At 64.9% G+C, this 25,670-nt stretch carries 25 protein-coding genes; 21 read left to right on the top strand and 4 right to left on the bottom strand.

Annotated features, from left to right (window positions below; genetic code table 11):
- Window positions 1–29: 29 nt before the first annotated feature.
- The 8 genes from E4P09_RS20905 (at window position 30) to cofD (ending at window position 7,608) form a co-directional block, all read left to right on the top strand.
- A complete protein-coding gene (locus E4P09_RS20905) occupies window positions 30–1,178 on the top strand; it encodes an LLM class flavin-dependent oxidoreductase (RefSeq protein WP_137391560.1) in 1,149 nt (382 codons plus the stop codon).
- A 77-nt stretch (window positions 1,179–1,255) separates the two neighbouring features.
- Window positions 1,256–2,458 carry an ABC transporter substrate-binding protein gene (locus tag E4P09_RS20900; RefSeq protein ID WP_170984536.1) on the top strand — a complete coding sequence of 401 codons (1,203 nt, stop codon included), beginning with the start codon at window positions 1,256–1,258 and terminating at the stop codon, window positions 2,456–2,458.
- 10 nt (window positions 2,459–2,468) lie between these two features.
- A complete protein-coding gene (locus E4P09_RS20895) occupies window positions 2,469–3,332 on the top strand; it encodes a branched-chain amino acid ABC transporter permease (RefSeq protein WP_239025297.1) in 864 nt (287 codons plus the stop codon).
- Window positions 3,329–4,306: a branched-chain amino acid ABC transporter permease gene (locus E4P09_RS20890; protein ID WP_137391559.1), complete on the top strand. Its 978-nt coding sequence runs from the start codon at window positions 3,329–3,331 to the stop codon at window positions 4,304–4,306. The genes E4P09_RS20895 and E4P09_RS20890 overlap by 4 nt, the downstream gene beginning before the upstream one ends.
- Window positions 4,287–5,039, top strand: a complete 753-nt coding sequence (locus tag E4P09_RS20885; protein WP_137391558.1) for an ABC transporter ATP-binding protein — start codon at window positions 4,287–4,289, stop codon at window positions 5,037–5,039. Before E4P09_RS20890 ends, E4P09_RS20885 begins: the two co-directional genes overlap by 20 nt.
- A complete protein-coding gene (locus E4P09_RS20880; protein ID WP_137391557.1) occupies window positions 5,036–5,743 on the top strand; it encodes an ABC transporter ATP-binding protein in 708 nt (235 codons plus the stop codon). Before E4P09_RS20885 ends, E4P09_RS20880 begins: the two co-directional genes overlap by 4 nt.
- 139 nt (window positions 5,744–5,882) lie before the next feature.
- Window positions 5,883–6,644, top strand: coding sequence for a coenzyme F420-0:L-glutamate ligase (gene cofE / locus E4P09_RS20875; protein WP_137391556.1), 762 nt, complete (start codon window positions 5,883–5,885; stop codon window positions 6,642–6,644).
- 10 nt (window positions 6,645–6,654) lie between these two features.
- Window positions 6,655–7,608: a 2-phospho-L-lactate transferase gene (cofD, locus tag E4P09_RS20870; RefSeq protein ID WP_137391555.1), complete on the top strand. Its 954-nt coding sequence runs from the start codon at window positions 6,655–6,657 to the stop codon at window positions 7,606–7,608.
- Here the strand turns inward: cofD and E4P09_RS20865 are convergent.
- Complete coding sequence (locus E4P09_RS20865; RefSeq protein WP_170984535.1) at window positions 7,596–8,492, bottom strand: LysR substrate-binding domain-containing protein; 897 nt, start codon at window positions 8,490–8,492, stop codon at window positions 7,596–7,598. The genes cofD and E4P09_RS20865 overlap by 13 nt on opposite strands.
- Before the next feature lie 224 nt (window positions 8,493–8,716).
- Here E4P09_RS20865 and fgd point away from each other — a divergent pair, with 224 nt between their 5' ends.
- The 11 genes from fgd to E4P09_RS20810 all read left to right on the top strand — a co-directional run bounded on the left by fgd (window position 8,717) and on the right by E4P09_RS20810 (window position 20,734).
- Window positions 8,717–9,721 (top strand): glucose-6-phosphate dehydrogenase (coenzyme-F420), encoded by a 1,005-nt coding sequence (fgd, locus tag E4P09_RS20860; protein ID WP_137391553.1) that lies wholly within the window; start codon window positions 8,717–8,719, stop codon window positions 9,719–9,721.
- 6 nt (window positions 9,722–9,727) lie between these two features.
- Window positions 9,728–10,444 carry a 2-phospho-L-lactate guanylyltransferase gene (cofC, locus tag E4P09_RS20855; protein WP_137391552.1) on the top strand — a complete coding sequence of 239 codons (717 nt, stop codon included), beginning with the start codon at window positions 9,728–9,730 and terminating at the stop codon, window positions 10,442–10,444.
- Window positions 10,441–12,924: a 5-amino-6-(D-ribitylamino)uracil--L-tyrosine 4-hydroxyphenyl transferase CofH gene (cofH, locus tag E4P09_RS20850; protein ID WP_137391551.1), complete on the top strand. Its 2,484-nt coding sequence runs from the start codon at window positions 10,441–10,443 to the stop codon at window positions 12,922–12,924. Before cofC ends, cofH begins: the two co-directional genes overlap by 4 nt.
- 15 nt (window positions 12,925–12,939) lie before the next feature.
- Window positions 12,940–13,680: an EthD family reductase gene (locus tag E4P09_RS20845; RefSeq protein WP_137391550.1), complete on the top strand. Its 741-nt coding sequence runs from the start codon at window positions 12,940–12,942 to the stop codon at window positions 13,678–13,680.
- Window positions 13,681–13,922: 242 nt separating this feature from the next.
- Window positions 13,923–15,467: an ABC transporter substrate-binding protein gene (locus E4P09_RS20840; RefSeq protein ID WP_170984534.1), complete on the top strand. Its 1,545-nt coding sequence runs from the start codon at window positions 13,923–13,925 to the stop codon at window positions 15,465–15,467.
- Window positions 15,468–15,578: 111 nt separating this feature from the next.
- On the top strand, window positions 15,579–15,767 hold the full coding sequence (locus tag E4P09_RS20835; protein ID WP_205042216.1) for a tautomerase family protein: 189 nt from the start codon (window positions 15,579–15,581) through the stop codon (window positions 15,765–15,767).
- A gap of 27 nt (window positions 15,768–15,794) precedes the next feature.
- On the top strand, window positions 15,795–16,835 hold the full coding sequence (locus tag E4P09_RS20830) for an LLM class flavin-dependent oxidoreductase (protein WP_170984533.1): 1,041 nt from the start codon (window positions 15,795–15,797) through the stop codon (window positions 16,833–16,835).
- Window positions 16,836–16,839: 4 nt separating this feature from the next.
- The gene (locus E4P09_RS20825; protein WP_137391546.1) at window positions 16,840–17,790 is read left to right on the top strand and encodes an ABC transporter permease; all 951 of its coding nucleotides are present in this window, start codon (window positions 16,840–16,842) and stop codon (window positions 17,788–17,790) included.
- 3 nt (window positions 17,791–17,793) lie between these two features.
- Window positions 17,794–18,687 carry an ABC transporter permease gene (locus tag E4P09_RS20820; RefSeq protein ID WP_137391545.1) on the top strand — a complete coding sequence of 298 codons (894 nt, stop codon included), beginning with the start codon at window positions 17,794–17,796 and terminating at the stop codon, window positions 18,685–18,687.
- Complete coding sequence (locus E4P09_RS20815; RefSeq protein ID WP_137391544.1) at window positions 18,684–19,745, top strand: ABC transporter ATP-binding protein; 1,062 nt, start codon at window positions 18,684–18,686, stop codon at window positions 19,743–19,745. The genes E4P09_RS20820 and E4P09_RS20815 overlap by 4 nt, the downstream gene beginning before the upstream one ends.
- Entirely contained in the window at window positions 19,742–20,734 is a 993-nt protein-coding gene (locus tag E4P09_RS20810) for an ABC transporter ATP-binding protein (RefSeq protein WP_137391543.1), read from the top strand. The genes E4P09_RS20815 and E4P09_RS20810 overlap by 4 nt, the downstream gene beginning before the upstream one ends.
- Here E4P09_RS20810 and tcuA read toward each other — a convergent pair.
- Genes tcuA through E4P09_RS20795 form a run of 3 tightly spaced genes read right to left on the bottom strand, consistent with a single transcriptional unit; the run spans window position 20,731 to window position 23,901 of the window.
- Entirely contained in the window at window positions 20,731–22,221 is a 1,491-nt protein-coding gene (gene tcuA, locus E4P09_RS20805) for an FAD-dependent tricarballylate dehydrogenase TcuA (protein WP_137391542.1), read from the bottom strand. The two genes, E4P09_RS20810 and tcuA, sit on opposite strands and share 4 nt — an antisense overlap.
- 58 nt (window positions 22,222–22,279) lie before the next feature.
- Complete coding sequence (locus E4P09_RS20800) at window positions 22,280–22,741, bottom strand: VOC family protein (protein WP_137391541.1); 462 nt, start codon at window positions 22,739–22,741, stop codon at window positions 22,280–22,282.
- Window positions 22,741–23,901: a M24 family metallopeptidase gene (locus tag E4P09_RS20795; protein ID WP_137391540.1), complete on the bottom strand. Its 1,161-nt coding sequence runs from the start codon at window positions 23,899–23,901 to the stop codon at window positions 22,741–22,743. The genes E4P09_RS20800 and E4P09_RS20795 overlap by 1 nt, the downstream gene beginning before the upstream one ends.
- A 160-nt stretch (window positions 23,902–24,061) precedes the next feature.
- On the opposite strand from E4P09_RS20795, the gene E4P09_RS20790 reads away from it, so the two are divergent.
- Both E4P09_RS20790 and E4P09_RS20785 read left to right on the top strand, forming a co-directional pair.
- Window positions 24,062–24,967: an NAD(P)-dependent oxidoreductase gene (locus E4P09_RS20790; RefSeq protein ID WP_137391539.1), complete on the top strand. Its 906-nt coding sequence runs from the start codon at window positions 24,062–24,064 to the stop codon at window positions 24,965–24,967.
- Window positions 24,968–25,003: 36 nt separating this feature from the next.
- Window positions 25,004–25,666 (top strand): GntR family transcriptional regulator, encoded by a 663-nt coding sequence (locus E4P09_RS20785; protein ID WP_239025296.1) that lies wholly within the window; start codon window positions 25,004–25,006, stop codon window positions 25,664–25,666.
- Window positions 25,667–25,670: the final 4 nt, after the last annotated feature.

Below are 25,670 nucleotides of genomic sequence, written 5' to 3'. Positions count from 1 at the left end.
CGACGGCGGCATCAAAGGACACGCAGATCATGACGCGCAACCCCCTCTTCAACGCCAACCGAATGAAGCTCGGGATCTTTGGCACCAACGGCAAGGGCGGCGCTCAAACCCTGGTGCCGGAAGCTTACAAGCCGACCTGGCCCGCTTCGGTGCAGACCGCGCAGATGGCCGATGCGGCAGGCTTTGAGGCGATCGTCGCCTATGCCCGCTGGAAGAGCTACATCCCCGGCCGGCCGAACCATCCGAGCGGCATCGTCATGGATCCGTTCACCTGGGCGGCGGGCATTGCGCAGGCCACCAGCTATTCCGCCGTGTTCGCCACATCCCATGCGCCGACCATCCACCCCATCACCTGCGCCAAGCAGTGCGCCACCATCGACATCATCTCCAACGGCCGCTTCGGCCTGAATGTCGTCGGCGGCTGGAACAAGCACGAGCTCGAGATGTTCGGCGCCCCCATGAAGGAGCATGACGCGCGCTACGATCATCTGGCGGAATGGCTCGAGGTGATGGAGCGCATGTGGCGCGAGGATGAGGAATTCGATTTCGACGGCGAGTTCTACAAGGTCGTGCGGGGGGCTTCGTTTCCAAAGCCGATCCAGCAGCCTCGCCCGCCGATCATGAATGCCGGCGGCTCACCCCGCGGACTTCGCTTCGCCTGCGAGCACGCGGACATGTGCTTCGTGATCCTCAAGTCCGACGACCCGGCAGTGATCCGCAAGCAGATCGACGAATACAAGGTGACCGCGCGCGAGCAGTTCGGCCGCGAGGTGCAGGTGTGGACCTATTGCCCCGTGGTGCAGCGGGATACGCGCAGGGAAGCCGAGGACTACCTCAACTACTATGCGGTCGAAATGGAGGACTCGGAGAGCCTGGACGCCTGGTCCGCCGGGCTCGGCGCCCAGACACAGATCCTCGATCCCAGCGCGTTACGGGAGTTCCGCAAGCGCTTCGCGGCCGGTGCCGGCGGCAACATTCTCGTGGGCACAGCCGATGATATCGCGAACCAGCTGCACACCTTCGCAGATGCAGGGCTCGACGGTGTGTTGTGCACCTGGGTTGATTTCATCGATGGGCTGAACCGCCTCATCCGGGACGTGCTGCCCATCCTCGAGAGCCGCGGCTTGCGGCAGCCCTTCGGCGCTCAGCAGCCTGCGGCGATGGCCGCCAATAGCTGAGCGGCAGCAGCCGGGGCTTTCTCGAGGGGAGATAGCCTCGGCTTAGTTAAACAGAAATGGGGAAAGGGAGTTCGGACATGATCACAAGACGCAAAATTCTGGCAGGTGCCGCCGCGACACTCGCCATGCCGGCCATCATCGGGCGTGCGGCCGCGCAGGGAGAGAAGCTCGATCTGGGTGTCATCACCTCGCTGTCCGGCGTGTTCGCCAATGTCGGCGAGCAGGTCGAGATCGGTAATCGGCTTGCCTACGAATATTACAAGGAGGCCGCCGGGCGCCCGCTCGGCTATGTTCTGCTGGACGATCACGGCGACCCCGGACGTTCGGTCCGCCTGGTGCAGGAAGCCATGCAGAAGCAAGGCATCAAGCACTTCATCGGCACAACCAACAGCGCGATCGCCTTGGCGGTGGCCAAGGAGGTCTATCGCGGCGGCGGGGTCAACATCAACTTGGCCGGTGCCGACGAGATGACCGGCGTCGACTGCAACAAGGCCTCGTTCCGCTGGCCGGTGGCAACCTACAGCGCGGCCAATGCCACCATCCGTCCGTTCGTCAAGCGCTATCCCGATGCGAAGCGCTGGTACACCATCACCGGCCAGTATGTGTTCGGGGAAAGCTTGCTCAGGAACACGGTGGCCACACTGACCGAGCTCGGCTGCGAGCATATCGGCAACAGCTACCATTCGCTGAGCGACCGCGAGTACAGCGGGTTCATCACGTCGGCGATCGCCGCCGAGCCGGACGTCCTCGCCATCTGCAATTTCGGCAGCCAGACGATCGACGTCCTGCGCCAGGCGGTGAGCTTCGGCATGAAGCGCAACACCAAGATCCTGGTGGTCTGGTCGACCGCCCTCGATCAGTTCCAGGCCTGGGGCCCGGATATCTGCGAAGGCGTCTATTTCGGGGCGAATTACTGGCACGGGGTCGACACGCCCGGAAACCGCCTGTTCCGCGAGAAGTTCGAGGCCGCCCACAAGCGGGTGCCCAACTATCTCAGCGCGGCAGGATGGGCCGTCACCCAGATCATCGTGGAGGGCTTGAACAAGGCCGGAACGGCTGACGTTCCCGCCGTCATCGCCGCCCTGGAAGGTCTGAGCTATGAGGGGCTGACCGGCACCGAAACCATCCGGCCGGAAGACCACCAGGTGCTGAAGCCCTATTACTTCATGCGCGGCAAGGCCAAGGCGGAAATGGCCGATCCCGACGATTACATCGAAATCCTGGGCGAGGAGAAGGTGTTCCTGGCGCCGGACAAGACCGGCTGCAAGATGTCGGCATAGCGAGACACTGGTGTCGATCAAGCTTCTGGTTTTCCAGGTCCTCAACGGCCTCGGCATCGGCATGATCTATTTCCTGCTGGCTGTCGGGCTGACGATGATCTTCGGCCTCATGCGCTTCGTGAATTTCACCCACGGAGCGCTCTACATGGTCGCGGCCTATGTGGCCTATGCGATCAGCCAAGCCACCGGCAGCATGCTCTGGGCCTTGCTGCTGGGCCCCGCGGCGGCAGCGCTGCTCGCCATCATCGCCGAGCGGCTGCTGCTGCGGCATACCTACCAGCTGCCGCACGAGGCCCAGATCCTCATCACCTTCGCGGTGGCGCTGCTGCTGCAGGAGAGCATCGTCATGATCTTCGGGTCTCTCGGCCAGAACGTGCCCGTGCCCGAGATCCTGTCGGGGATCGTGATGATCGGCAACTTCGTCTATCCGGCCTATCGGCTGGCTGTCGTGGCCGTCGCCGCGGCGATCGCGATCGCCATGTGGCTGGTGATCGAGCGCACCCGGTTCGGCGCCATTCTGCGCGCCGGCTCGGAAAGCGCCGAGATGGTCGGGCTGCTCGGCATCGACGTGAAGAAGGTTTTCCTCATAGCCTTTGCCTTGGGCGGCGCTTTGGCCGGCCTGGCGGGCGCGCTTGCCGCCCCCTTGCGCGGGGTCGACCCGTTCATGGCCAGGGAGGCGCTGTCGATCGCCTTCGTGGTCGTGGTGCTCGGCGGCATCGGCAGCTTCACCGGTGCCTTGGTCGGCGGATTGCTGATCGGCATCATCCAGTCCGTCATGGCGAGCCTGTGGCCTCAAGGCGCACAGCTGATGATCTATGCCGCCATGGCCCTCGTGCTGCTGCTGCGGCCCACAGGTCTCATGGGGCGCGCATGAAGGACAGGATCGGCCATCGCCGCTTTCCCGATCTCATTACCGCGCTCGTCGCCGCTACCCTGCTGGCGCTGCCATTCGTGCTGCCCTCGGTGACGCTGGCGAGCGAGATCATCGTCTATGCGACCGGCGCGCTGAGCTGTGCCTTGCTGCTGGGCAGCGTCGGCCTGCTTTCGTTCGGACAAGGCCTGTATTTCGGCTTTGGGGCCTATGCATCCGGCATCCTGCTGCGCGACCTCGCTGCCGGCAGCGGCTTTTCGGTGATTGCCGCCACCATTGGCGGTGCCCTGCTCGCCATCCCGATCGGCTTCCTCATCGTACGGCGGCGCGGCGTCTATTTCGTCATGCTCACCTTCGCATTTGCGCAGACCGGGTTCTTCGCCATGCTGGCGCTCAACGATTATACCGGCGGCGAGAATGGCCTGTCCGGGGTGCCGCGCCCCGAATTCGTCTCCGACAACGTATCGGCCAGCGCCTATGTCCTTTACTTCGTGCTGGCGGCGCTGTTCCTGGCGGCGTTCCTGCTGGTGCAGCGCCTCAGGGCATCCCCGCTCGGCTCGGTGCTCGATGCCATCCGCAGCAATGAGGGGCGGGCGGAAGCGCTCGGCTACAGCACCCGCCGCTACAAGCTTGCGGCCTTTGCCATAGCCGGCGGGATCGCCAGCCTGGCCGGTGCCATGAACACCTTGTTTCTCGGCTTCGTGCCGCCCAGCGCCATTGACCTCGAAATGAGCGAGAGGCTGCTCATCATGGCGCTGATCGGCGGGGTGGGCTCACCGGCTGGCGCGCTCCTGGGCGCCGGCTTCTATGTGATGCTGGCGGATCTCATTGGCCATCTGTGGCCGCGTTGGCTGATGATCGTGGCGGTGCTGCTCATCTTGATCGTACTGTTCCTGCGGGACGGCCTGAGCGGTGCCGTGAGCCAGCTCGCCTCTCGTCTAACCGGGCGCAAGATCGATGCCACCACTGGCCATTGAAGCACGCAATGTCGGCGTTCGGTTCGGGAGCTTCCAGGCGGTGTCGGAGCTCGACCTGGACATCGCCGGCGGCAGCATCCATGCGGTGATCGGCCCGAACGGCGCCGGCAAGACCACGCTGTTCAACGCCCTTTCCGGGGTGCGGCCGCCCGACACCGGCACCGTTCTCCTGGCGGGCCGCGACGTCACCCGGCTGCCGGCAAACCGGCGCGTCCATCTCGGCATGGCCCGCTCATTCCAGGTGACCAACATCTTTCCGGAGCTGACGGTGGCCGAGAACATCCGGGTGGGGGTTCAGGCGACGACGGGCTTTACACCGTGGGTCTTCTGGCGCTCGCCTTCGCGCACGCCCGGCGAACACGACAAGGTGCTGCAGCTGCTCGAGACGGTCGGGCTGGCTGACCGGGCGGGAACGCGCGCGGGCGACCTGTCGCACGGCGCGCAGCGCGCGCTGGAGATCGGCATGGCGCTCGCCTCCGACCCGCGGGTGGTCTTTCTCGACGAGCCCCTGGCCGGCATGGGGATCGACGACGTGCACCGCACGAAAATTCTGATCCGCTCGCTCGCACCGCAGCGCACGGTGGTGCTCATTGAGCACAACATGTCGGTGGTGCTCGACATCTCGGACCGGATCACCGTGCTGGCGCAGGGGGTCAAGATTGCCGAGGGCACACCGGCCGAGATCCGCAATGACGAGCGGGTCAAGGAAGCTTACTTGGGGTCGTCAGCATGAGCGCGCTGCTCAGCGTCGAGAATTTGCATGCGTGGTATGGCAAGAGCCATGTGCTGCAGGGGGTCTCCTTCGCGGTGGGCGAGCACGAGACCGTCGCATTGCTCGGCCGCAATGGTGCGGGCAAGACGACCACGATGCGCTCGATCATGGGGCTGTTGCCGCAGATCGAGGGCTCGGTGCGCTTTGCCGGTGAGGACGTGACGGCGCAGCCCAGCTTTCAGCTGACGCGCAAGGGCATGTCCTTCGTGCCGGAGACGCGTGGGATCTTCGCAAGCTTGACCGTGGAGGAGAACCTGCGCTTGGCGGAAAATGCCGCCTCGCCCTGGACGATCGACCGGGTCGAGGAAATGTTCCCTGCCCTCAAGCCGCGCCGGAAGACGCCGGGCGGCAAGCTGTCCGGAGGCGAGCAGCAGATGCTGGCCATTGCGCGAGCCTTGCTGGTGGGCCCGCGCCTTTTGCTGTTGGACGAGCCGACCGAGGGACTGGCGCCGGTCATCGTCGAGCGCGTGGTGGCGCTGCTCCAGGAGCTCAAGGCGGAAGGCCTGCCCATTCTGCTGGTGGAGCAAAATATCAATGTCTGCCGCGCGGTGGCCGACCGGCACCTGATCATCGATCAGGGCTGCCTCGTCTGGTCGGGAACGAGCGCGGACCTCGCCGCGTCGGATGAGGTCATTGCGCGCCACCTGACGCTCGAGCATGCCTGAGCCGGCCCGCGCGCCATCGGCGTGACCTTCCGCGGCCGTCTACCCATCCTGAGGCAATTGGACTATAGACCGCCCATGTTCTGCTGCCGATCTCGCGCCCGGCAGGCACAAATTCGGCCGGCCACAATCGAGTTGCCCCATGCACAGCTTCTCCGCCAGCGCTTTCTCCGACTTCCCCATGGTCGGCCAGGGCGATGACCTCGCCGAACTCATCCTCGCGGCCGCGGAGCAGAACGGATATGCTCTGCGGTCCGGCGACATCGTCGTCATCGCCCAGAAGATCGTGTCTAAGGCGCAGGGGCGCACAGTGGACCTTGCGACGGTGATCCCATCAGCCAGCGCACGCGCGCTGGCTGAGGCATGCGACAAGGATCCGCGCCTGGTGGAGATCATCCTCCGCGAGTCGACCGAGATCGTCAGAACCGCGCCTGGACTGATCATCGCGGCCCATCGCTGCGGGGTGGTGCTGGCCAATGCCGGCGTGGACCGGTCCAACGTGGCCGGCGATGACGAGACCGTACTGCTGCTGCCGGACGACCCGGATGGCACCTGCGCCGCATTGCGCGCCCGCTTCGCCGAACGGCTCGGCATCGATGTCGCGGTCATCATCGCCGACAGCCTCGGGCGGCCCTGGCGCATGGGGACGACAGGCACGGCCATCGGCGCTAGCGGCCTGCCCGCACTGCTCGATCTGCGCGGCAAGCCGGACCTGTTCGGCCGAGCCCTCATGGTGAGCGAGGAGGCGATTGCCGACGAGCTCGCCGCGGCCGCATCCCTGTTGCAGGGCCAGGGAGCAGAAGGCCGGCCGGTGGTGGTCATCAGCGGCGATTTTCCCTGGCGCGGCGCTGATATCCCCGCCGCGGCGCTGGTACGCCCCAAGGATCAGGATCTGTTTCGATAGGAGCAGCCCCATGCCAAAGGTCATTGCCCTGTCCGGCGGCGTCGGCGGCAGCAAGCTGGTGGAGGGGTTCGCCCGTACATGCCGGCCAGGCGAATTGCTCGTCATTGCCAATACCGGCGATGATTTCACTCATCTCGGCCTGCACATTTCCCCCGATATCGACACGGTGATCTACACCTGCACCGGACGCAGCAACCCGCAAACTGGCTGGGGACAGGACGGCGAAACCTGGTCGTTCATGGACATGCTGCACATCCTGGGCGGGCCGGACTGGTTCAAGCTCGGCGACCGCGATCTCGCCATGCATGTATGGCGCACCCATCGGCTGTCGCAGGGGGCATCGCTCACAGCCGTGACGCAAGAACTGGCGGAGCGCTGCGGCCTCACCTTCCCGCTCCTGCCCATGTCGGATGATCCGGTGCGGACCGTGGTCGAGACCACCGAAGGGCTGTTGCCGATGCAGCGCTATTTCGTGGAAAGGCGCTGTGCCCCGGTGGTCACCGGCCTCCTCTATGAGGGGGCCGAGACGGCACGCCCCAACCCGACGCTGATGGCGAACCTGCAGGATCCGGAGCTGGAGGCGATCGTCATCTGCCCCTCGAACCCGTTCCTCAGCATCGACCCTATCCTTGCCCTGCCGGGGCTGCGGCAGGCCCTGCGCAATGCGCCGGCGCCGGTCGTCGCGGTCACGCCGATCATCGGCGGTCGCGCCATCAAGGGCCCCACAGCCAAGATGATGGCCGAACTCGGCTTGCCGGTCGATGCGGCAGCGGTTGCGCGGCACTATGCCGGGCTGATCGATCTTTTCGTGCTCGATGAGCAGGACGCGTATCTCACGGGCGAAGTCGCAGCAGCCGGTATCAAGCCGTTTCCCGCCGAGACCATGATGCATGACACAGCCGACAGGATTGCCCTGGCCAAAGCCGTGCTGAACGCAGCCGCTGCGGCACATCAAACGCTCTGAAGGATCCAGTCCTTAAACAGCTTGGTGTGGGTGGTCACCTTGTCCTGGCGCTCGACGAAGAAGAACGACTTGGGGATCTTCACAAAGACATCGACAGGCTTCACCAGCCGGCCCGATGCGATGAGGTCGTCGGTCAGAAGCGTCCAGCCGAGCGCTACCCCCTGCCCTTCGCAAGCCGCCTGGATGACCAGCGGATGGCTGTTGAACTTGAGCGTGCGCGAGGCGCGAGACCCATCTATGCCGAGACGCGCGAACCATTCCCCCCAATCGAGCCGCCCCGGGCGGTCGTCTTCCATGCTGAGCAGCATCTGGTTGAGCAAGTCGTCCACGCCATGCATCTCCGGATGCGCCGCGGCATAGTCCGGCGAGCAGACTGGGAAGACCGTGCTTTCCTTGAGCAGCGTGGGCGTAAAGCCGGCCCAGGCACCATCGCCGAAGGCCACGCCGATATCCACCTGATCGGCGACACTGTCGAAACCGCGGTCGGTCGCGATGAGATGAACGTCAAGCTCAGGGTGGGCAGCGCGGAAGGCCGGCAGGCGCGGGATCAGCCAGAACGTCGCCACCGCGAAGGTCACCCCGACCCGGATCACCGGTGGCCGGCTGGCGGCGCGCATGTTCTCGGCAACGGTCGCGATCTGGCCAAGGGCCGTGCTCACTGTGCGGAACAGTTCCTGCCCCTGCTCGGTGAGATCGAGACCACGATGCAGCCGCACGAACAGGGTCACCCCAAGCTCCTGCTCGAGCGTGCGCACCTGCTGGCTGACCGCCGCCTGGGTCACATTCAATTCCTGGGCAGCAAGGGTGAAGCTTTGCAACCGGGCTGCCGCCTCGAACATGCGCAGGCGGGTCAATCGCGGCAGATGCTTGAGATAGTTCACCATTGTGCATACCCGGCGAGCACAGGATTTCGGCTCATACCGCATTCTCCGCCGCCGCGCCACTTTGATAAAACCCGAGCTTGGCCAAAGCCCTATGAAAATCTTTCGTTGAGGGCACTACGCCGAGTGCTAAATTCGCAGCCTAGATGAGAATTACCCCGGAGCCGAGATGTATTGATAGATCATCTATTGATATTTCTTGGTGAAGCGGTGTCCGGAGATCTTTCTTGCTAAAGATTGGCTATAAAGCGTCGGCTGAACAGTTCGGCCCGTCCGATTTGCTCAAATTCTCGGAATATGCAGAAGCACTCGGTTTCGACTCGGTGTTCATCAGCGATCATTTCCAGCCGTGGCGGCACACAGATGGGCATGCGCCGTCCGCTCTCCCTTGGCTCGGCGCGCTGGGGGCGCGCACCCAGCGCATCGTAATGGGCACCAGCGTGCTCACACCCACCTTCCGCTATCACCCCTCCATCGTTGCCCAGACTTTCGCCACCCTTGGCGTCATGTTTCCGGGCCGGGTGATTCTCGGGGTGGGCACCGGTGAATCCCTGAACGAGGTGCCAGCGACCGGCATGGCTTGGCCCGAGCCGAAGGAGCGCTTCGCCCGGCTGCGCGAAGCGTTGGCGCTGATCCGCAAGCTGTGGACGGAAGAGCGGGTTTCCTTTGCCGGCGAATACTACAAGACCGAGAACGCGACCATCTATGATCGCCCCCGCGAGCCGCTGCCGATCTATATCGCCGGCGCCGGGCCGATGATCACCAAATACGCCGGCCGCACGGCCGACGGCTTCATCTGCACCAGCGGCAAGGGCTGGGAGCTCTATCGCGAGACCCTGCTGCCCAACCTGGAGAGCGGTATCGCGGCGGCGGAGCGCCCGGCGGATGCGGTCGACCGCATGATCGAGATAAAGATCTCTTTCGATAATGACGCCCGGCGTGCGCTGGGGGATACGCGCCACTGGGCGGCGCTGGCCCTCTCACCCGAAGAGAAAGTCTCGGTGGAAGATCCGCGCGAGATGGAAAGGCTCGCCGACGCGCTCCCCGTCGAGCGCGCCGCCAAGCGGTGGATCGTGTCCAGCGACCCCGACGAACAGGTGGAACGCATCAGGCCGTATGTGGAGCTTGGATTCCGCCATCTGGTGTTCCATGCCCCCGGACCGGACCAGATGCGGTTTCTCAAGCTGTTCGCGGAACATGTCATGCCCCGCCTGCGCCGGGCCTTCGGGTGAGCCGAGATGACCGCGCCTCGGGGCATATCTGAGGGACGCAGCGGCAATGCCATTTGGGCGGTGCTGCCGATCAAGACCTTGTCTGCGGCCAAGCAGCGCCTGTCCGGCCAGTACGCCGCGGCGTTCAGGCGCCGATTGGCCCTGACTATGGCTGAGGACGTCCTCTCCGCCTTGACGGCGGTCACGTCGCTCGCCGGTGTCATGGTGGTCACCTGCGATACCGAGGCTGCCGCTCTTGCCAGGCACCACGGTGTCCGCATCCTGCAGCCTGAGGCCGATGCCGGCCATACAGACGCCGTCATGATGGCGGCTCGGGTGCTCGCCGACGAAGGGGCGGAAGGCATGCTGACCATGCCGGCCGATATTCCCTTGGTCACGCCAGATGAAATCGCCCAGCTGATCGCGACGCGTCGGCCTGCCCCGTCGTTCACCATCGTTCCGGCCCATGATCGCAATGGCAGCAACGCCATTCTCAGCACGCCGCCCGAAGTGGTTCCCCTCGCCTTCGGCGACAATAGCTTTGCCGAGCACTGCCGCCGGGTCCGGGCGCTCGGGCTGGAGCCGCGCATCGTGATCAGCCCCGGCTTCGGGCTCGACATCGACCACCCGGCCGATCTCGAACGGCTCATGGCACGGAGGGGCAATACAGCCACCCACCGCCTGCTGCGCGCCGAAGCAGCGGCAGGACAGCTTCCCGAGGCGACCAGGCAGGCCGCACTATGACGGACGATATCGCCGGATTTGGCCGCCTATGGGCCGCGGACCGGCTGCCAAGCCCCGAGGATGCCCTCCGCCTGGCCGATGTCTCCGATACTGCGGAGCTGATGAGGCTCGCCGCCCGCCTGCGCGACGACGGCCACGGCGACATCGTCAGCTATTCCCGCAAGGTATTCATCCCCTTGACTCAGCTGTGCCGCGACACCTGCCACTACTGCACCTTCGCCAAGGCGCCGCGGCGGATCGAGGCACCCTATCTGCTGCCCGAGTCCGTGCTGGCCATTGCCCGCGCCGGCGCACGGGCCGGCTGCCATGAGGCCCTGTTCACCCTCGGCGACAAGCCGGAGCTGCGCTACCGGGTTGCGCGTGAAGCGCTTGCTGCACTGGGTCATGACACCACCCTCTCCTATCTCGCGGAAATGGCGAGACTCGTCCTTGAGGAAACAGGGCTCCTGCCCCACCTCAATCCCGGCGTGCTCTCGCCCACCGAGATCGCCGATTTGCGCAAAGTCTCCGTGTCGCAAGGCATCATGCTGGAAACCAGCGCGGACCGGCTGAGCGCGCGCGGCGGCCCCCATTTCGGCTCGCCCGACAAGCATCCCACGGTGCGGCTGGCCACCATCGCTGCGGCGGGCGAGGCCCAAGTGCCGTTTACCTCCGGCATCCTCATCGGCATTGGCGAGACAAGGCGCGAGCGGATCGAGGCGCTGCTTGCCCTGCGCGACCTGCACCAGCGCCATGGCCACCTGCAGGAAATCATCGTCCAGAACTTCCGGGCCAAGCCGGGCACACGGATGGCTGCAGCCCCAGAGCCGTCGTTCGAGGATCATCTGTGGACCATTGCGGTGGCGCGCATCCTGTTCGGCCCGGCCATGAACATCCAGGCGCCGCCCAATCTCAGCGCCGGCGCCCTGGAGCAGCAGATCGCGGCCGGCATCAACGATTGGGGCGGCGTGTCTCCGGTCACGCCCGATCATGTCAATCCCGAGGCGCCCTGGCCCGAGATCGAGCGTCTGGCACAGGCGACCGCTGCCGCCGGCAAGGTGCTCACCGAGCGGCTGGCCATCTATCCCCAGTATGTGCGTGACGCCGCGCGCTGGCTCGACCCCGCCATAACGACGCCCACCCTGCGCCAGGCGGATGCGGAAGGCTTCGCCCGCGCCTGTCGCTGGATGCCGGGCGCGCCCGCGCGCCGGCCGGTCGAAATGCGCGAGCATATGCGGGCCACTCCCATCGGCATTGGCTCCCCACCGCGCACAGCCCTGGCCGACACCTTGGCCAAGGCCGTCGCGGGCGACGACCTTACTGAAGCCGAGATCGTTTTGCTCTTCGCGGCACGTGGCGCCGATGCCGAGCGCGTCTATCAGGCGGCGGACGACCTGCGGCGCGCCCAGGTGGGCGATATCGTGCGTTATGTGGTGAACCGCAACATCAACTACACCAATGTCTGCTCCTACCGCTGCCAGTTCTGCGCCTTCTCCAAGGGCAAGCTCAGCGAGAACCTGCGCGGCCGCCCCTACGATCTCGACCATGACGAGATCTGCCGGCGCAGCCGCGAGGCCTGGGATCGCGGGGCCACCGAAGTGTGCCTGCAAGGCGGCATTCACCCCGACTATACCGGCGAGACCTATCTCGGCATCCTGCGCGCCCTGAAAGCCGCCACCCCAGACATTCACATCCACGCTTTCTCGCCTCTGGAGATCTGGCAGGGCGCGGCAACCCTCGGCCTTTCGGTGCGGGACTTCCTCACTGCCCTGAAGACGGAAGGGCTGGGCACACTGCCGGGCACCGCGGCTGAGATCCTCGACGACGAGGTCCGGCGCATCATCTGTCCGGACAAGCTCACCACCGCGCAATGGCTGGAGGTGGTGGAGACGGCGCATGCGGTCGGGCTCAGCACCACCGCCACCATCATGTTCGGCCATGTGGATCACCCCCGCCACTGGGCGCGCCACCTCATCCATATCCGCAACCTGCAGAAGCGCACCGGCGGCTTCACCGAATTCGTTCCCCTGCCCTTCGTGCCCATGGAGACGCCCATCTACCTCAAGGGTCGCGCGCGCTCCGGTCCCACCTTGCGCGAGGCGCTGCTCATGCATGCGGTGGCAAGGCTTACGCTTCACCCGCACATCCGGAACATCCAGACCTCCTGGGTCAAGATGGGCGAGGAAGGTGCCAAGCTCTGCCTGCAAGCCGGAGCGAACGACTTAGGCGGCACCCTGATGAACGAGACCATCTCCAAGGCGGCCGGCGCGTCCCACGGCCAGGAGATGGCCCCTGCCCGCATGGAGCGCCTGATCACCGCGATCGGCCGCATCCCCCAGCAGCGCACCACCCTTTACGGGCCGGTACCGCCGGAACGGCGCGAAGCCTCCTTTGCGGCAGCCCCGCTCACTGCGCCCGTCGCCACACCGGCCGCCCAAAAATATCACCGGGAGCGCCGGCCGGCCGCGCTGGCGCCCATGTCATCCACCATCGCGGACTAGGGGAGACGAGACGCCATGATCGTGCTGGCCGCCTATTACAAGGGCACGGTAGACCCGGCGAACCGGGAAGCGTTCGACGCTTATGTCAGGGACGTGCATCTGCCGCTGGTGGCGCAATGGCCCGAGTTGCGGGCCTTGCGGCTCCTGCTCAACAATCATGAGCCCTATCTCGGCGAGGCACCGCAATATTATCACTGCTTCCAGCTGTTCTATGACGACAAGGCAGCGCTCAGCCGCTCGCTCGGGTCGGAGGCGCGCGAGGAGACCAAGCGCATCAGCCTTGCCGATCGCCCCCGCTTCCGCGATCTCTTCCAGGGCGAGGTTCTGCACATGGTGTTCGACATCACCGCCTTCCCCTGCAAGGACCGCGATCCCTCCCCCAAGCAGGACCTGACCGGCGCCTTTGCCCGCTGCGCGCTCTACATGGGCACCGTGCCGGAACAGCGCGAGCGCTTCGAAACCTATGTTAGCGACGTGCACCTGCCCATGGTGGCGGAATGGCCGCGGCTCAAGGACCTGAAGCTGCTGAAGAGCGACGGTACACCGTTCCTGACCGAGCCGCCGAGATACTTCCATGCCTTCGAGCTCTATTTCGACACCCAAGAGGACATGGACCTGTGCATGGCCTCCGACGAGCGCAAGGAAACGCGGCGGATCTCGGCCCAGGACGTGGACAGCTTCAAGGGCTTGTTTGAGGGCGAGGTCCATCACGTCAACTTTCGGATCACGGACTTTCCGTTGCGGCCAACGCGGTGAGCGGAGCGCACCCCTCTTAGCTGAAAGGCGCCTGGCATAAGCTCGTCTAAGGCAAAGCCCTCTGATTATCTTTTGTTGTTGAGGCCAGGAGGCGGCCATATCATTCCGGCAGTAAGGGGAAATAGGCAAAGCATCTTCGCGGACCAGACGTCAAACTGCCCCGTGAAATGCTTGCGAGACGAAAATGTCTCCGGGCCAATACAAGTTGGCTAAACCGAAAAATACTAATGGAGGAGGTGAGGATGTTTAGCAGGCGAAGTGTCTTGTCACTATCGGCAGCGTCGACGGCTGCATTGCTGCTGCCTAAGAGCCTCTGCGCCCAAGGATCGGCACCGGCCGCCGCCAAGCCGGGGGGCTCGCTCACTGCCGCAATCTTCGCCGATCCGCTCACACTCGACCCGCACCTCACCGGAAATCTGCAAGGTCGCGCCACGACACGCGCAGTCCACGATACCCTGTTCACCATCCGGGAAGGTCGCCTGGCGCCCGGCTTGGTGGAATCATGGGAACAGCCGGACGAGAAAACCTATCTGCTGAAACTGCGCCAGGGCATCAAGTTTCACGACGGCACCCCGTTCGATGCCGAGGCGGTGAAATTCAACATCGATCGCATTCGCGACAAGGATACCGGCTCGATCCGCGGCGGCGAGATCACCGCCCTCGATACGATCGAGGCGGTCGATGCCAATACCGTGAAGATGACCACCAAATACCCCTTCGCGGCCTTCCTGTTTCCGTTCACCGATGTGACGGGCTGCATCGGCTCGCCTACCGCCTTCCAGAAACACGGGCTGGACTATGGCCTGCATCCCAGCGGCACCGGTCCGTTCAAGCTCGCGGAATACAGCAAGGACAACCGCACGGTCCTCGAGAAGAACGGTGATTATTGGCAGGAGGGCAAGCCTTACCTCGACCAGGTGATCCTGCGCCCGGTGCCGACCGACAGCACGCGCCTGTCGGAGCTGCGCGCGGGCTCGGTGCTGATCGCCGAGGCCCTGCCGCTGCAGGACATCCAGCGGCTGCGCGCGGCCAACGAGTTCGTGGTCTCCGAAAAGCCCGGTTTCCGCTGGGAATATTTCGGCTTCAACCTGCGCGACCAGTATCCCGGCAAGTCCAAGGCCTTCCGCCAGGCCTTCCAATGGGCCATCGACCGGCAGGCCCTCCACCAGGTTGCCTATTTCGGCACCGGTGAGATCGGCTATGACGGCATCCTGCCCGGCAGCCCGTTCTACGACCCCAACTACAAGCCCTTCACCCGCGACGTGGACAAGGCCAAGCGGCTGATCGAGGACTCCGGCCTCGACACCCCCATCGTGATCGGCGCGCCCCTGCAACCCGATCCGGTCAAGCAGCGCGCCACCCAAATCTTCCAGGCCAATGCCGCCGAGATTGGCGTGAAGGTCAATATCGAGCAGATCGACAGCGCCGGTTATCGCAACATGTTGCGCGAAGGGAACATGCCGATGGACGCGCAGGGCTGGTGGGGCTACCGGCCCGATCCGGACCAGTACCTCGCCATCCTGCTCGGATCCGAGGGCTCCTATGCCAAGTATCACGGCTATTCGAACCCGGAGATGGATAAGCTCATCCAGGCCGAGCGCGCCGGCCGCACAGAGGAAGAACGCCGCGACGCGTTCCGCAAGATCTCCGCGCTGATGAACGAGGACGCCGTTTATGTGCCCTGGCACTACAGCTCGGACTTCAAGGGGCTGAACCCCAAGGTCAAGGGCTTCCACCACGCGGCCGACGGCATCATCAACTTCGCCGAGCTGTGGCTCGAAGCCTGAGCTCGCCTGAACCTGTCGCTGACCGGCCGGATGCCTGCCCGGCCGGTCGAGATGCAAGCCATCGCGCCAACCAGAGCAGGCAAGCGTGAGGATTGAAATCAGATGCCAGTCGTGCGGGTTTGTTTCTATGAAGGCCGTTCTCCGGAGCAGAAGCGCAAGATCGCCGAGGCGATCACCACCGCGCTGGTCGAGATCGCCGGCTCCAAGCGGGAAGCGGTGAACGTGATGTTCGACAACTTCACCAGGGAAGACTGGGTGATCGGCGGCGCCCCCGAATTCTCCAAGACGCAGCAACGCTGACCACCCGCGCCGGAGGAGGAGATCAAGGTGAAGCCCACACTCGGTATTCTGCTGTTTTCCGAAGGTCCGATCAGTGAGCTGGTCGAGATCGCTCGTGAAGCCGAAGACCTCGGCTATCACTATCTCTGGTACACCGACGTGCGCTTCGCCCGGGAATGCTACGTGGGGCTCACCGCTGTTGCCCTGAACACGACATCCCTCAAGATCGGACCGGGGGTCACCGACCCCTATTCGCGCCATCCCGCCATTACGGCCGCCGCCATGGCCACGCTGGATGAGGTGAGCAACGGCCGCGCCGTGCTCGGCCTCGGCACCGGCGGCGCCGGTTTCAAGGAGCTCGGCCTGGAGCGCGTGCTGCCGATCGCCGCCATGCGCGAGACCGTCACCATGATCCGCGCGCTCACCCGCGGTGAAAAGGTGACGTCGCAAGGCAAGGTCGTGTCGATCGACGGCGGCCGTTTCAGCTTCAAGCCGGTACGCGAGGAGATCCCCGTCTATTTCGCCACCCATGGACCGCAAATGACCCGCCTGGCCGGAGAGATCGCCGATGGGGTATTGATCGCCAACACGCTCAATCCCAAGGCCTTCGATTTCTACGTCGGCAAGCTTACTGAAGGCCTTGTCAAGGCGCAGCGTTCGCCGGACAGTCTGGATATCGGCTTGCGCGTAGAGGCCTGTATCGACGATGACGACGAGAAGGCACTGGATGTGATGCGCCGGCGCGTGGCCTCGCGACTGATCAGCCAGTATCCGCACTGGGATTATCTGGACGAGCTGGGCGTCACCTTGCCCGAAGCCTTCATCGAGGTGGCCAAGATGCAAGATGGCCCAGATCTCCCCAAGGCGTCGTCTCTCCTGCCGGTCGACGTGGTGGAGTCCATGGTGCTCGCCGGCAATCCCCGGCGGGTGAGCGAGCAGCTCGCCCGGGCGCTGCATCCGCGTGTCACGCAGCTCACCCTGCGGCCGCATGCGGTGCCTGGTGGAAAACTGGGATCCGTGGTGCGCGCCTTCGCAGAGGAGGTTTTCCCCGAAGCCTTGCGGAGGAGAGCGGAAAGCGTAGCGGCCTGACGAGATGGTCAAGTTCATTGCCCAGAGATTTGCCGCGACGATCCCGGTTCTGATCCTGACCTCGGTCATCATCTTCGTATTGATGCGGATCCTGCCGGGCGATCCGGTATTGATGCTCATCGGCGAGCATTCCGAGGTCAGCGAGGAAACCATCTCGACACTGAGGAAGCAGTACGGGCTCGACCAGCCCCTTCCCGTTCAATACCTGATCTGGGTGAAGAACGCGGTCACCGGCGATCTCGGCCGGTCCATCCATGGCCGGCAGCCGGTCTGGGACGTGGTGGCGCCCCGCATTCTGCCCACCGCCCAGATCGGCCTCACCGCCTGGATCTTCGCGGTCATGGTCGCCGTGCCCCTGGGCGCGCTCAGCGCCGCGCGGATGAATTCCTGGCTCGACTGGCTGGGAACGGTCCTGGCGCTGATCGGGGCCGCCATGCCCTATTTCCTTCTGGGCGGCCTCTTGATCTATGGCATCGCGCTCAAGACCGGCTGGCTGCCCATTTCCGGCTATGTCTCGCCTGCGGTTGACCTCAGCAGAAGCGTCCGCTCGACCATCCTGCCCGCCGCAACCCTCAGCTTGGCGCTGATCGCGGTCATCACCCGCCAGGCCCGCTCCAGCTTTGCCGACGTCCTGAACCATCCGTTCATCCGCACGGCGCGCGCCAAGGGCCTGTCGGAGCGCAGCGTGATCATCCGCCACGCCCTGCGCAACGCCATGGTGCCGATCGTCACCATACTGGGCCTGCAGCTCGGAACATTGTTCAGCGGCGCGGTGGTGACCGAAATGGTGTTCGCCATCCCGGGCGTGGGCCGCCTGCTCGTCGACTCCATTTTAAGCCGCGACTATCCCGTCGTTCAGGCGGTGGTGCTGTTCATCACCTTCTGCGTGGTTCTGGCGACCATGGCGGTCGACATCGCCTATGGGCTGCTCGACCCGCGCCTGCGGCCGAGGTAGGCCATGGCAAGCGACGGGCCCGGCATCCTCGGCGACACCAGACCTTATCAGGGCAGTCGTTCTCTCGCCGTTCGCGGCTTTCTTGCCCGCAACCTCATGCTGATGGCCGGCCTCGTTCTGGCGGCCGTGCTCGTCCTGGGCGCCATATTCGCTCCATGGCTCACTCGGTATTCACCGGAGGCCATGGACTACATGGCCATGCTCCAGGCCCCGAGCGCCGCGCATCTGTTCGGAACCGACGAGCTTGGCCGCGATATTTTCAGCCGGTCGCTCTATGGCGCGCGACTCTCGCTGAGCGTAGGCCTGAGCGCCGTTCTGCTGTCGGTCGCCATGGGCGTGCCGCTCGGGCTGATCGCAGGCTATCTCGGCGGTGCCACCGACACGGTGTTCATGCGCGTCCTCGACAGCTTGATCGCGCTGCCGCCACTGGTGCTTGCGCTCACCATTTCCGCCGTGCTGGGCACAGGGCTTGTGAACGCCACCATCGCCATCGCGATCGTCTCGGTCCCCACCTTCGCGCGGCTGATCAGGGGTCAGGTCCTGTCCCTGAAGCATCTCGAATTCATCCAGGCGGCGGAATCGATCGGGGTTTCCTCGCCTCTCATCATCATTCGGCACATCCTGCCCAACGCGATCAACCCGGTCATCGTCCAGTCATCGCTAGCCGTGGGCTTCGCCATCATTCTCGAATCGAGCCTGAGCTTCATCGGGCTTGGCGCCCAGCCGCCCGCCTCCACCTGGGGCTCCATGGTGCAGGTCGGCTTCCAATATCTCGAGCTTGCCCCCTGGTACCCGCTGATCCCCGCCACCATGATCTTTCTTGCGGTGCTGGGCTTCAACATGATGGGCGAAGGCCTGCGCCAAATGCTCGACCCGGCCTCACGGAGCCGGCCATGACCAGCGCCAGCCTCTATGAGGCCATCCCGACCCAGACGGCGCCGCACGCTGAGCCGGCAAAGCGCGTGCTGGACGTGGATGGTCTGGAAACCAGGATCCGCACCCGCACCGGCGAGATCGCCGTGGTGGACGGGGTGTCGTTTCACCTCGATGGCGGCGAGACCCTCGGCGTGGTCGGCGAAAGCGGCTGCGGCAAGAGCATGATGGCCCTGTCGATCCTCAGGCTTCTGCCGCCGTCGGCGCGCATCGCCGGCGGGCATGTCCGCTTTGCCGGCCGCGATCTCGTGAAGCTTTCGCCTGAGGAGATGCGCGCCATCCGCGGCAAGGACATCTCCATGATCTTCCAGGAGCCGATGACCTCGCTCAACCCGATGATGACCATCGGCCGGCAGATCGCCGAGGTGATCACTCTGCATGAGGGCTTGAGCCGCCGCGATGCCCTGGACAAGGCCGTCGCCATGCTGCGCCTGGTGCGCATTCCGGAGCCGGAGCAGCGGGTGCACGACTTTCCCTACCAGATCTCCGGCGGCATGCGGCAGCGCGTCATGATCGCCATCGCGCTGGCGTGCAATCCGAAGATCCTGCTCGCCGACGAGCCGACCACGGCCCTGGATGTGACCATCCAAGCCCAGATCATGGACCTGATGACCGACCTGCAGGAGCGCCTGCAAACGGCCATCGTGCTGATCACCCATGATCTCGGTCTGGTGGCCGAGAATGCCGACCGGGTGATGGTGATGTATGCAGGCAAGGCGGTCGAGGAAGCCAGCGTCGAGCAGCTGTTCGAGCAACCGCACCATCCCTATACCCGCGGTCTGCTCGGTTCTGTCCCCCGGCTCGGGTCATCCACCCTGTCCGGCGGCCGCACGCGCCTGGTGGAGATCGAAGGCAATGTCCCCGCTCTCAACCAGCTGCCGGCCGGGTGCGCCTTTGCCCCACGCTGCCCCTTCGCCAGCGCGCAATGCCGGGAAGCCCCGCCCCCCATGGTCGAGAAGCGCCCCGGCCAGCGCGCGGCGTGCTGGAACTCGGAGATCGTCGCCGCGTCGGGGGCACAATGAACCCGTCAGGAACCGAGGCCGCGGCCACCCTGGTGGTGGAAAATCTGGTGAAGCGCTTCCCCGTGGGCGGTGGTCTCTTGAGGAAGCCACGCGACTTCGTCCACGCGGTCGATGGCATTTCGTTCTCGGTTGCCCGCGGTGAAACCCTGGGGCTGGTGGGCGAAAGCGGCTGCGGCAAGTCCACCGCGGGCAAGACCATCCTGCGGCTGCTGGAGCCGACGGCCGGCCGGATCCGTCTACTGGGAGAGGACATCACCAGCCTTAGCCGCTCAAGCCTGCGGCCGCTGCGCCGGCAGATGCAGATGGTGTTTCAGGACCCCTATTCCTCGCTCGACCCCCGCATGCCGGCCGGCAAGATCGTGGCCGAGCCCCTCGCCACCCATGGGCTCGCCAAGGGGCGCAGAACGGAGGCGGTGGCCGAGCTGTTCCGCCGCGTTGGCCTGCGCCCCGACCAGATGAAGGACTATCCCCACCAGTTCTCGGGCGGTCAGCGCCAGCGCATCGCCATTGCCCGCGCCCTCGCGGTCAATCCCAGCCTGATCATCGGCGACGAGCCGGTGTCTGCGCTGGACGTCTCGATCCAGGCCCAGGTGGTGAACCTGCTTATGGATCTGCAGGAGGAGTACAAGCTCTCCTACATCTTCATCGCCCACGACCTCGCGGTGGTCGAGCAGATCAGTCATCGTATCGCGGTGATGTATCTCGGGCGCATCGTCGAGATGGCGGATACGCCTGTGATGATGAGCGCGCCGCTCCATCCCTACACCCAGGCGCTGCTCGATGCCGTTCCGGTGCCGCGCCCGCGCCAGCGCCGCCGTCCGCGGCCACTTGGCGGTGACGTGCCGAGCCCCATTAGACGGCCATCGGGGTGTCACTTCCACACCCGCTGCCCCCGCGCGGTGGACCACTGCCGCATCGAGGCGCCGACCTTGCGGGAGGTGCGGCCCGGCCACCTGGTCGCCTGCCATCTCGCGGACCGCTGGAGCTAACGGCCCTGTCTGGAGGCCGCGCCCGCGCTTGCACCGGCGATCCGCCCGAAGACCGCACCGCTGGTCAGGCCGGTGCCGCCAGGATAATTGAAGTAGAACAAGCCACCGACCATTTCGCCCGCCGCATAGAGACCCGAGATGGGCTCCCCCGCCACGTTCAGCACCCGCGCCCGTTCGTCGATCTTCACGCCGCCGAAAGTGAAGGTGATGCCGCAGGTTACCGCATAAGCTTCAAAGGGTGGTTCATCGATCGTATTGGCCCAGTTGCTCTTGTTGATGCGCAGGCCGCGCGTGCAACGTCCGTCCTTGACGTTGGGGTTGAACGGAATGCTGGTCTCGACCGCGGCGTTGTAGGCCCTGATCTCGCGCAAGGCATTCGGGCCGTCCACATCATCGAGCCGGGCTGCAAGCTCCTCCAATGTGGAGGCTGCAACCTTGGTCACCTGCCGGATCCGGTATTCATCGCGCAAGAGATGGATGACCTTGCGATCGAAGATCTGCCAGGCGAATTGCCCGGGCTGCTCCAGGATCACCCGCCCATATTTGGCATAGGTGAAATTCCGGAAATCGGCGCCCTCGTCCACGAAGCGCTCGCCGCGGCCATTGATCATGATGCCGAAGGGATAGCTGTGCTTCTGGAAGTTGTCGCCCACGGCGAGATCGCCATATTCCGGCGCGTTGCGTTCCCAGCCCACAGCATGGCAGCCCGACCAGTTACCGGCCGAGAGCGCCCCCGCATCGAGCGCCATGCGCAGCCCGTCGCCCTGATTGAAACGAGAGCCCCGGACTTTCGCCAGGTCCCAGCCGGGGCCGAGATAGCGGGTTCGCCATTCCGCATTGGCCTCGAAACCGCCCGCAGCAAGGACGACCGCTGCGGCGCGGAAGTCGGTGCGCTTGCCCTCGACCAGTGCCACCACCCCGCGAACGGCGCCATCTTCCAAAATGAGCTCGCGCGCCCGGCAGCCATAGCGGACCGCGATGCCCTCACGCTCCGCAGCGGCAAACAGAGCGTCCACCAGGCCAGGGCCGCCGCCCCAGGCCTCGACCGTCAGCCCGCCCCAGAACTTGAACCGACCGTCCACCTTGAACGCCTGCCGGCCATAGATCGGCGCAAACCGCACACCCTTGCTGCGCATCCACAGAAGGGTGTCGAGGCTGCGCCGCACCAGGATATCCGCGAGCTCCGGATCGCTCCGGTACTGGGTCACGCGGCCAATATCGTCGAGGAACTGGTCGGCGGGATAGGTCCCGAAATCGGTTCGGTTCTTCTCGTCTTCGGTGAGATCGGGCATCAGGGACTGGAGGTCGTCGACCCCGTCATAGACGACCCGCATGGCACCGGCGGTGAAGCGTGTATTGCCGCCCCGCTCGGCCTCGGGTGCGCTCTCCAGCACCAGGACACGGGCGCCCGTCTCCCGAGCGGCAAGCGCCGCGCACAGCGCCGCGTTGCCCGCGCCGACAACGATCACGTCACAATTCGCAGTCATGAAACTGCCGCGCTGGGGCGGCCTCCCATATTGCTGTTCGAAGAATGCGCGCGGAGGGTCAGGTCCGCTCGCTGAACGGGTTCTGACGGACCGTCAGGTTGATGCCGAGCAGGTCGGCCGTGTCGAAATAGGTGAAGCCCCAGCCATCCTCATGCCGGCCTTTCTGCTCCACCTTCAGCCCCATAGCGCGGCCCTTGGCCTCGGCGGCATCCACGTCGTCCACCAGAAAGCCCACGCTATAGACCCCTTGGCCGCGGGTCTCGAGGAACGTTTTGTGGCGGCTGGGCCGGTCGTCCTTGGGCGACATGAACTGCAGGTCGACCCCGTTGATCCTGGCGAACTTGTAGTGGATCGCCGCCAGGGCCTCCGCCTCGTTACCCTCGAGCAGCGTGTAATTGCCGGGGTGCTCATAATCCGTGAGCGTGATACCGATCGTGTTGAGAAAAGCCTCGACCTTCGCCATGTCGCGCACCACCACGTGGATGTGGTGGATGCGATTGAAAGGATAGTTCGCGGGCATTAGGCGCCTCCCTGGCTCTCGGTGTCGAAGGTGATGGCGGCCTTGCCGAGCCTTTCGCACCCGGTCTCTGTCACCAGGAACGTCTCGCCGGGAACGGCGGTGACGCCTTTGTCGGTGATGGGAATGAACATGAAGAACACCATCCCGGGCTCGGCGATGACCGGGTTGTCGCGATAGAGCATCGGCCAGTCCATCCAGTTGGGAGAGAATGTCGTGCCGAGGCTGTAGCCGCAGGCGTTGAGATTGTTTTCGAGAAACCCTGCCCTTTCGATATTGGCGATATAGGCGTTGAACACATTGCCGACCGGGTCGCCCGGCCGCAGCGCCGCGGTTGCGGCCGCCATGGCGTCCATGGCCCGGCGGTGGATCTCGATCTGGCGGGCATTGGCCTTGCCGATGGTGATCACCCGCATCAGGCAGGAATGGTAATGGCGGTAGACGCCGGCAAACTCGATGGTGAGCTGTTCGCCCGCAGCGACATGGCGGCGACCGGAGGTGTACCGGCCGAGATGAGCACCCGGGCCTGAGGCGATAATGAATTCGTTGCCCGAATAGTCCCCATCCCCCTTGAACACGGCACCCTGCAGGGCGGCGAGAATGTCACCCTCGAAGGCGCCGGGCCTGGCGAGCTTCAGGCCCTCGGCCAAGGCCGCATCGGCGAGTTCCGCGGCCTTGCGCACATAGGCGATCTCAGCCGGGCGCTTGACCACGCGCTGGCGCGTGACCAGCAGGGATGCATCCTCGAGCCGGCAGAACCCTTCCAGGGCGGCCGCCACCCGCCGTCCGTTCTGCGCGGTCAGGCCATAGGCGTCCCACTCGATGCCCAGGCGCCGTCCGCCGAGGCCCAGCTCCCGAACAATGGCCTTGAGCTCGAAAGCCGGCTCGGCCTCCGGCGCATCCACCCAAATGCGGATATCCTCGATATTGGAGGTGTAGCGGGCCGCGCGCGCATCGGGCGCCCGGGTCAGCAGCACCATGCGGCCGTCAGCGCGGAGGACGAGGCATTGGAAGAAGACGTAGCCGAACGTGTCGTAGCCCGTCAGGTAATACATGCTCTCCTGACGGAACATGAGCAGGCCGTCCAGCCCCTGTGCCTGCATCAGCGACAATGTCGCCGCCTGGCGTTCGGCAAATTCCTGTTGGGTGAAATGCAGTGGCACGCGCCCCTCCTTGGATCAGGTCGGCATTGAACTCAATGTCAGCAATTTTGTCAACAATCATCCGTAAGTTCCATATCGGGAAAGTTCAGCTGCCAGGATAAAGTTTGACATTGCCAACTGGATTGATGACAATCAGCGGCTGCGAAAGGTGACCTCACGCATGACAGGTTCGATTGCAATCATCGGGATCGGCGAAGCCGGAACGATCTTTGCCAGCGGATTCGCCCTTAAGGCTCATGTTCGCGCCTACGACATCCTGGAGACCTCGGACGCGTTCCGGCGCCGAACGGCTGGCCTGCGGGCGCAAGGGATCGAATTCCTCCCCTCCCTCCAACGGGCGGTGCAAGGCGCGGAGCTGGTGATTTCGCTGGTCACGGCGGCCGCTTCCCGTGATGTTGCGGAGGATGCCAGCAAGGTGATGTGCTCGGGTCAAATCTTTCTCGACCTCAACTCCGTGTCGCCCGGAACCAAGAAGGAGAGCGCAGCGGCGCTCGAAAAGGCCGGCATTCACTATGTGGATGGCGCCGTGATGGCACCGGTGCCGCCCCATGGCCTCGCCGTTCCCATCCTGCTGGCCGGGCGGCGTGCTCGCGTGATACCGGACATGCTCGCCGGCTTCGGCATGAACCTGAAGGTCATATCCGACGAGATCGGCGTTGCCTCCGCAACGAAGATGTGCCGCAGCGTCATCATCAAAGGCATCGAGGCGCTGTGCGCCGAAGCCTTCCTGGCCGCCCGTGCTCACGGGGTGGAGGATGCGGTGCTGGCCTCGTTGCGTGACACCTTCCCCGGAACGGACTGGCACCGCTATGCCGGCTACCAGATCGGCCGGTCGCTCGTGCACGGACGCCGGCGCGCCGCCGAGATGCGCGAGGTCGCTTCAACCCTCAGGGAGGCGGGGGTGGAGCCGGCAATGTCGCTGGCAACCGCGCGGCGCCAGGACTGGGCGGCGGATGTCGCGGATAGCGATCCACGCTTGAGAATGCGCAGCGACGAGGTCTGGCTGGAAACGCTCGACTTGATCTTGAAAGCCGGGACGCGCAAACCAGCAGAAGCGGATGCGTGATGCTTCAAGCGGAATCCACTAGCGAGGCGAGGCAACGTGGCAAGGACGAAGAATGACAAGCCTGATCCCACGGCAGTGCTGAGACGGGCGATCGAAACCGGCCATTTCATGCCGAGCCAGCGTCTGGTGGAGACGGAGCTCGCCGCCTGGCTCGGTACCAACCGCTCCAATGTGAAACTGGCGCTGGGCAAGCTCGAGCAGGAGGGACTGGTCGTCTCGGAGCCAAACCGGGGCGCGCGCGTGCGCGTCATCAGCGAGCGCGAGGCGTTGGAGATCCTCCAGGTCCGCACTGCGCTCGAATCGCTGATCGCGCGACAGGCCGCGGAGAAGGCCACCAGCGCCGACCACGACCGGCTGCGCGAAATCCTGCAGAACATGCGGGATGCCATCGACCAGGAGGATTTCACCGGCTATTCCGGCCATAATGGGCGGCTGCACGCGGAGATCCGCAAGATTTCCGGCCATGAGACCGCCAGCCGGCTGCTCGCCATGTTGAATTCGCAGCTGGTCCGCTTTCAGTTCCGCACGATCCTCTATCCCGGCCGCATCCATCAGTCGCTGCGGGAGCATACCGAGATCGTCACCGCTATCTGCGCCGGTGACGGCGACCGGGCCGAAAAGGCGATGCGGGACCATCTGGCGAATGTGACGGAGACTCTCGGCAGGAGCCTCGCGGCCTTGGCGCAACTCGCCGTCTGAGCTG

Origin of the sequence: Rhodoligotrophos defluvii (assembly GCF_005281615.1) — a bacterium.
Classification (GTDB): Bacteria; Pseudomonadota; Alphaproteobacteria; order Rhizobiales; family Im1; genus Rhodoligotrophos; species Rhodoligotrophos defluvii.
Note: the sequence above shows the minus strand (reverse complement) of the source record. Positions and strands in the feature narration are given on the sequence as shown.

What these genes read in the sequence shown, in the direction of transcription:
- cofC (WP_137391552.1), top strand. Translation starts at nt 9,728, where the DNA reads ATGACCGCGCCTCGGGGCATATCTGAGGGACGCAGCGGCAATGCCATT.
- E4P09_RS20880 (WP_137391557.1), top strand. Translation starts at nt 5,036, where the DNA reads ATGAGCGCGCTGCTCAGCGTCGAGAATTTGCATGCGTGGTATGGCAAG.
- E4P09_RS20820 (WP_137391545.1), top strand. Translation starts at nt 17,794, where the DNA reads ATGGCAAGCGACGGGCCCGGCATCCTCGGCGACACCAGACCTTATCAG.
- E4P09_RS20810 (WP_137391543.1), top strand. Translation starts at nt 19,742, where the DNA reads ATGAACCCGTCAGGAACCGAGGCCGCGGCCACCCTGGTGGTGGAAAAT.
- E4P09_RS20900 (WP_170984536.1), top strand. Translation starts at nt 1,256, where the DNA reads ATGATCACAAGACGCAAAATTCTGGCAGGTGCCGCCGCGACACTCGCC.
- E4P09_RS20890 (WP_137391559.1), top strand. Translation starts at nt 3,329, where the DNA reads ATGAAGGACAGGATCGGCCATCGCCGCTTTCCCGATCTCATTACCGCG.
- cofD (WP_137391555.1), top strand. Translation starts at nt 6,655, where the DNA reads ATGCCAAAGGTCATTGCCCTGTCCGGCGGCGTCGGCGGCAGCAAGCTG.
- cofH (WP_137391551.1), top strand. Translation starts at nt 10,441, where the DNA reads ATGACGGACGATATCGCCGGATTTGGCCGCCTATGGGCCGCGGACCGG.
- E4P09_RS20885 (WP_137391558.1), top strand. Translation starts at nt 4,287, where the DNA reads ATGCCACCACTGGCCATTGAAGCACGCAATGTCGGCGTTCGGTTCGGG.
- E4P09_RS20800 (WP_137391541.1), bottom strand. Translation starts at nt 22,741, where the DNA reads ATGCCCGCGAACTATCCTTTCAATCGCATCCACCACATCCACGTGGTG.
- E4P09_RS20905 (WP_137391560.1), top strand. Translation starts at nt 30, where the DNA reads ATGACGCGCAACCCCCTCTTCAACGCCAACCGAATGAAGCTCGGGATC.
- E4P09_RS20840 (WP_170984534.1), top strand. Translation starts at nt 13,923, where the DNA reads ATGTTTAGCAGGCGAAGTGTCTTGTCACTATCGGCAGCGTCGACGGCT.
- E4P09_RS20790 (WP_137391539.1), top strand. Translation starts at nt 24,062, where the DNA reads ATGACAGGTTCGATTGCAATCATCGGGATCGGCGAAGCCGGAACGATC.
- E4P09_RS20815 (WP_137391544.1), top strand. Translation starts at nt 18,684, where the DNA reads ATGACCAGCGCCAGCCTCTATGAGGCCATCCCGACCCAGACGGCGCCG.
- E4P09_RS20865 (WP_170984535.1), bottom strand. Translation starts at nt 8,492, where the DNA reads ATGGTGAACTATCTCAAGCATCTGCCGCGATTGACCCGCCTGCGCATG.
- E4P09_RS20825 (WP_137391546.1), top strand. Translation starts at nt 16,840, where the DNA reads ATGGTCAAGTTCATTGCCCAGAGATTTGCCGCGACGATCCCGGTTCTG.
- cofE (WP_137391556.1), top strand. Translation starts at nt 5,883, where the DNA reads ATGCACAGCTTCTCCGCCAGCGCTTTCTCCGACTTCCCCATGGTCGGC.
- E4P09_RS20845 (WP_137391550.1), top strand. Translation starts at nt 12,940, where the DNA reads ATGATCGTGCTGGCCGCCTATTACAAGGGCACGGTAGACCCGGCGAAC.
- tcuA (WP_137391542.1), bottom strand. Translation starts at nt 22,221, where the DNA reads ATGACTGCGAATTGTGACGTGATCGTTGTCGGCGCGGGCAACGCGGCG.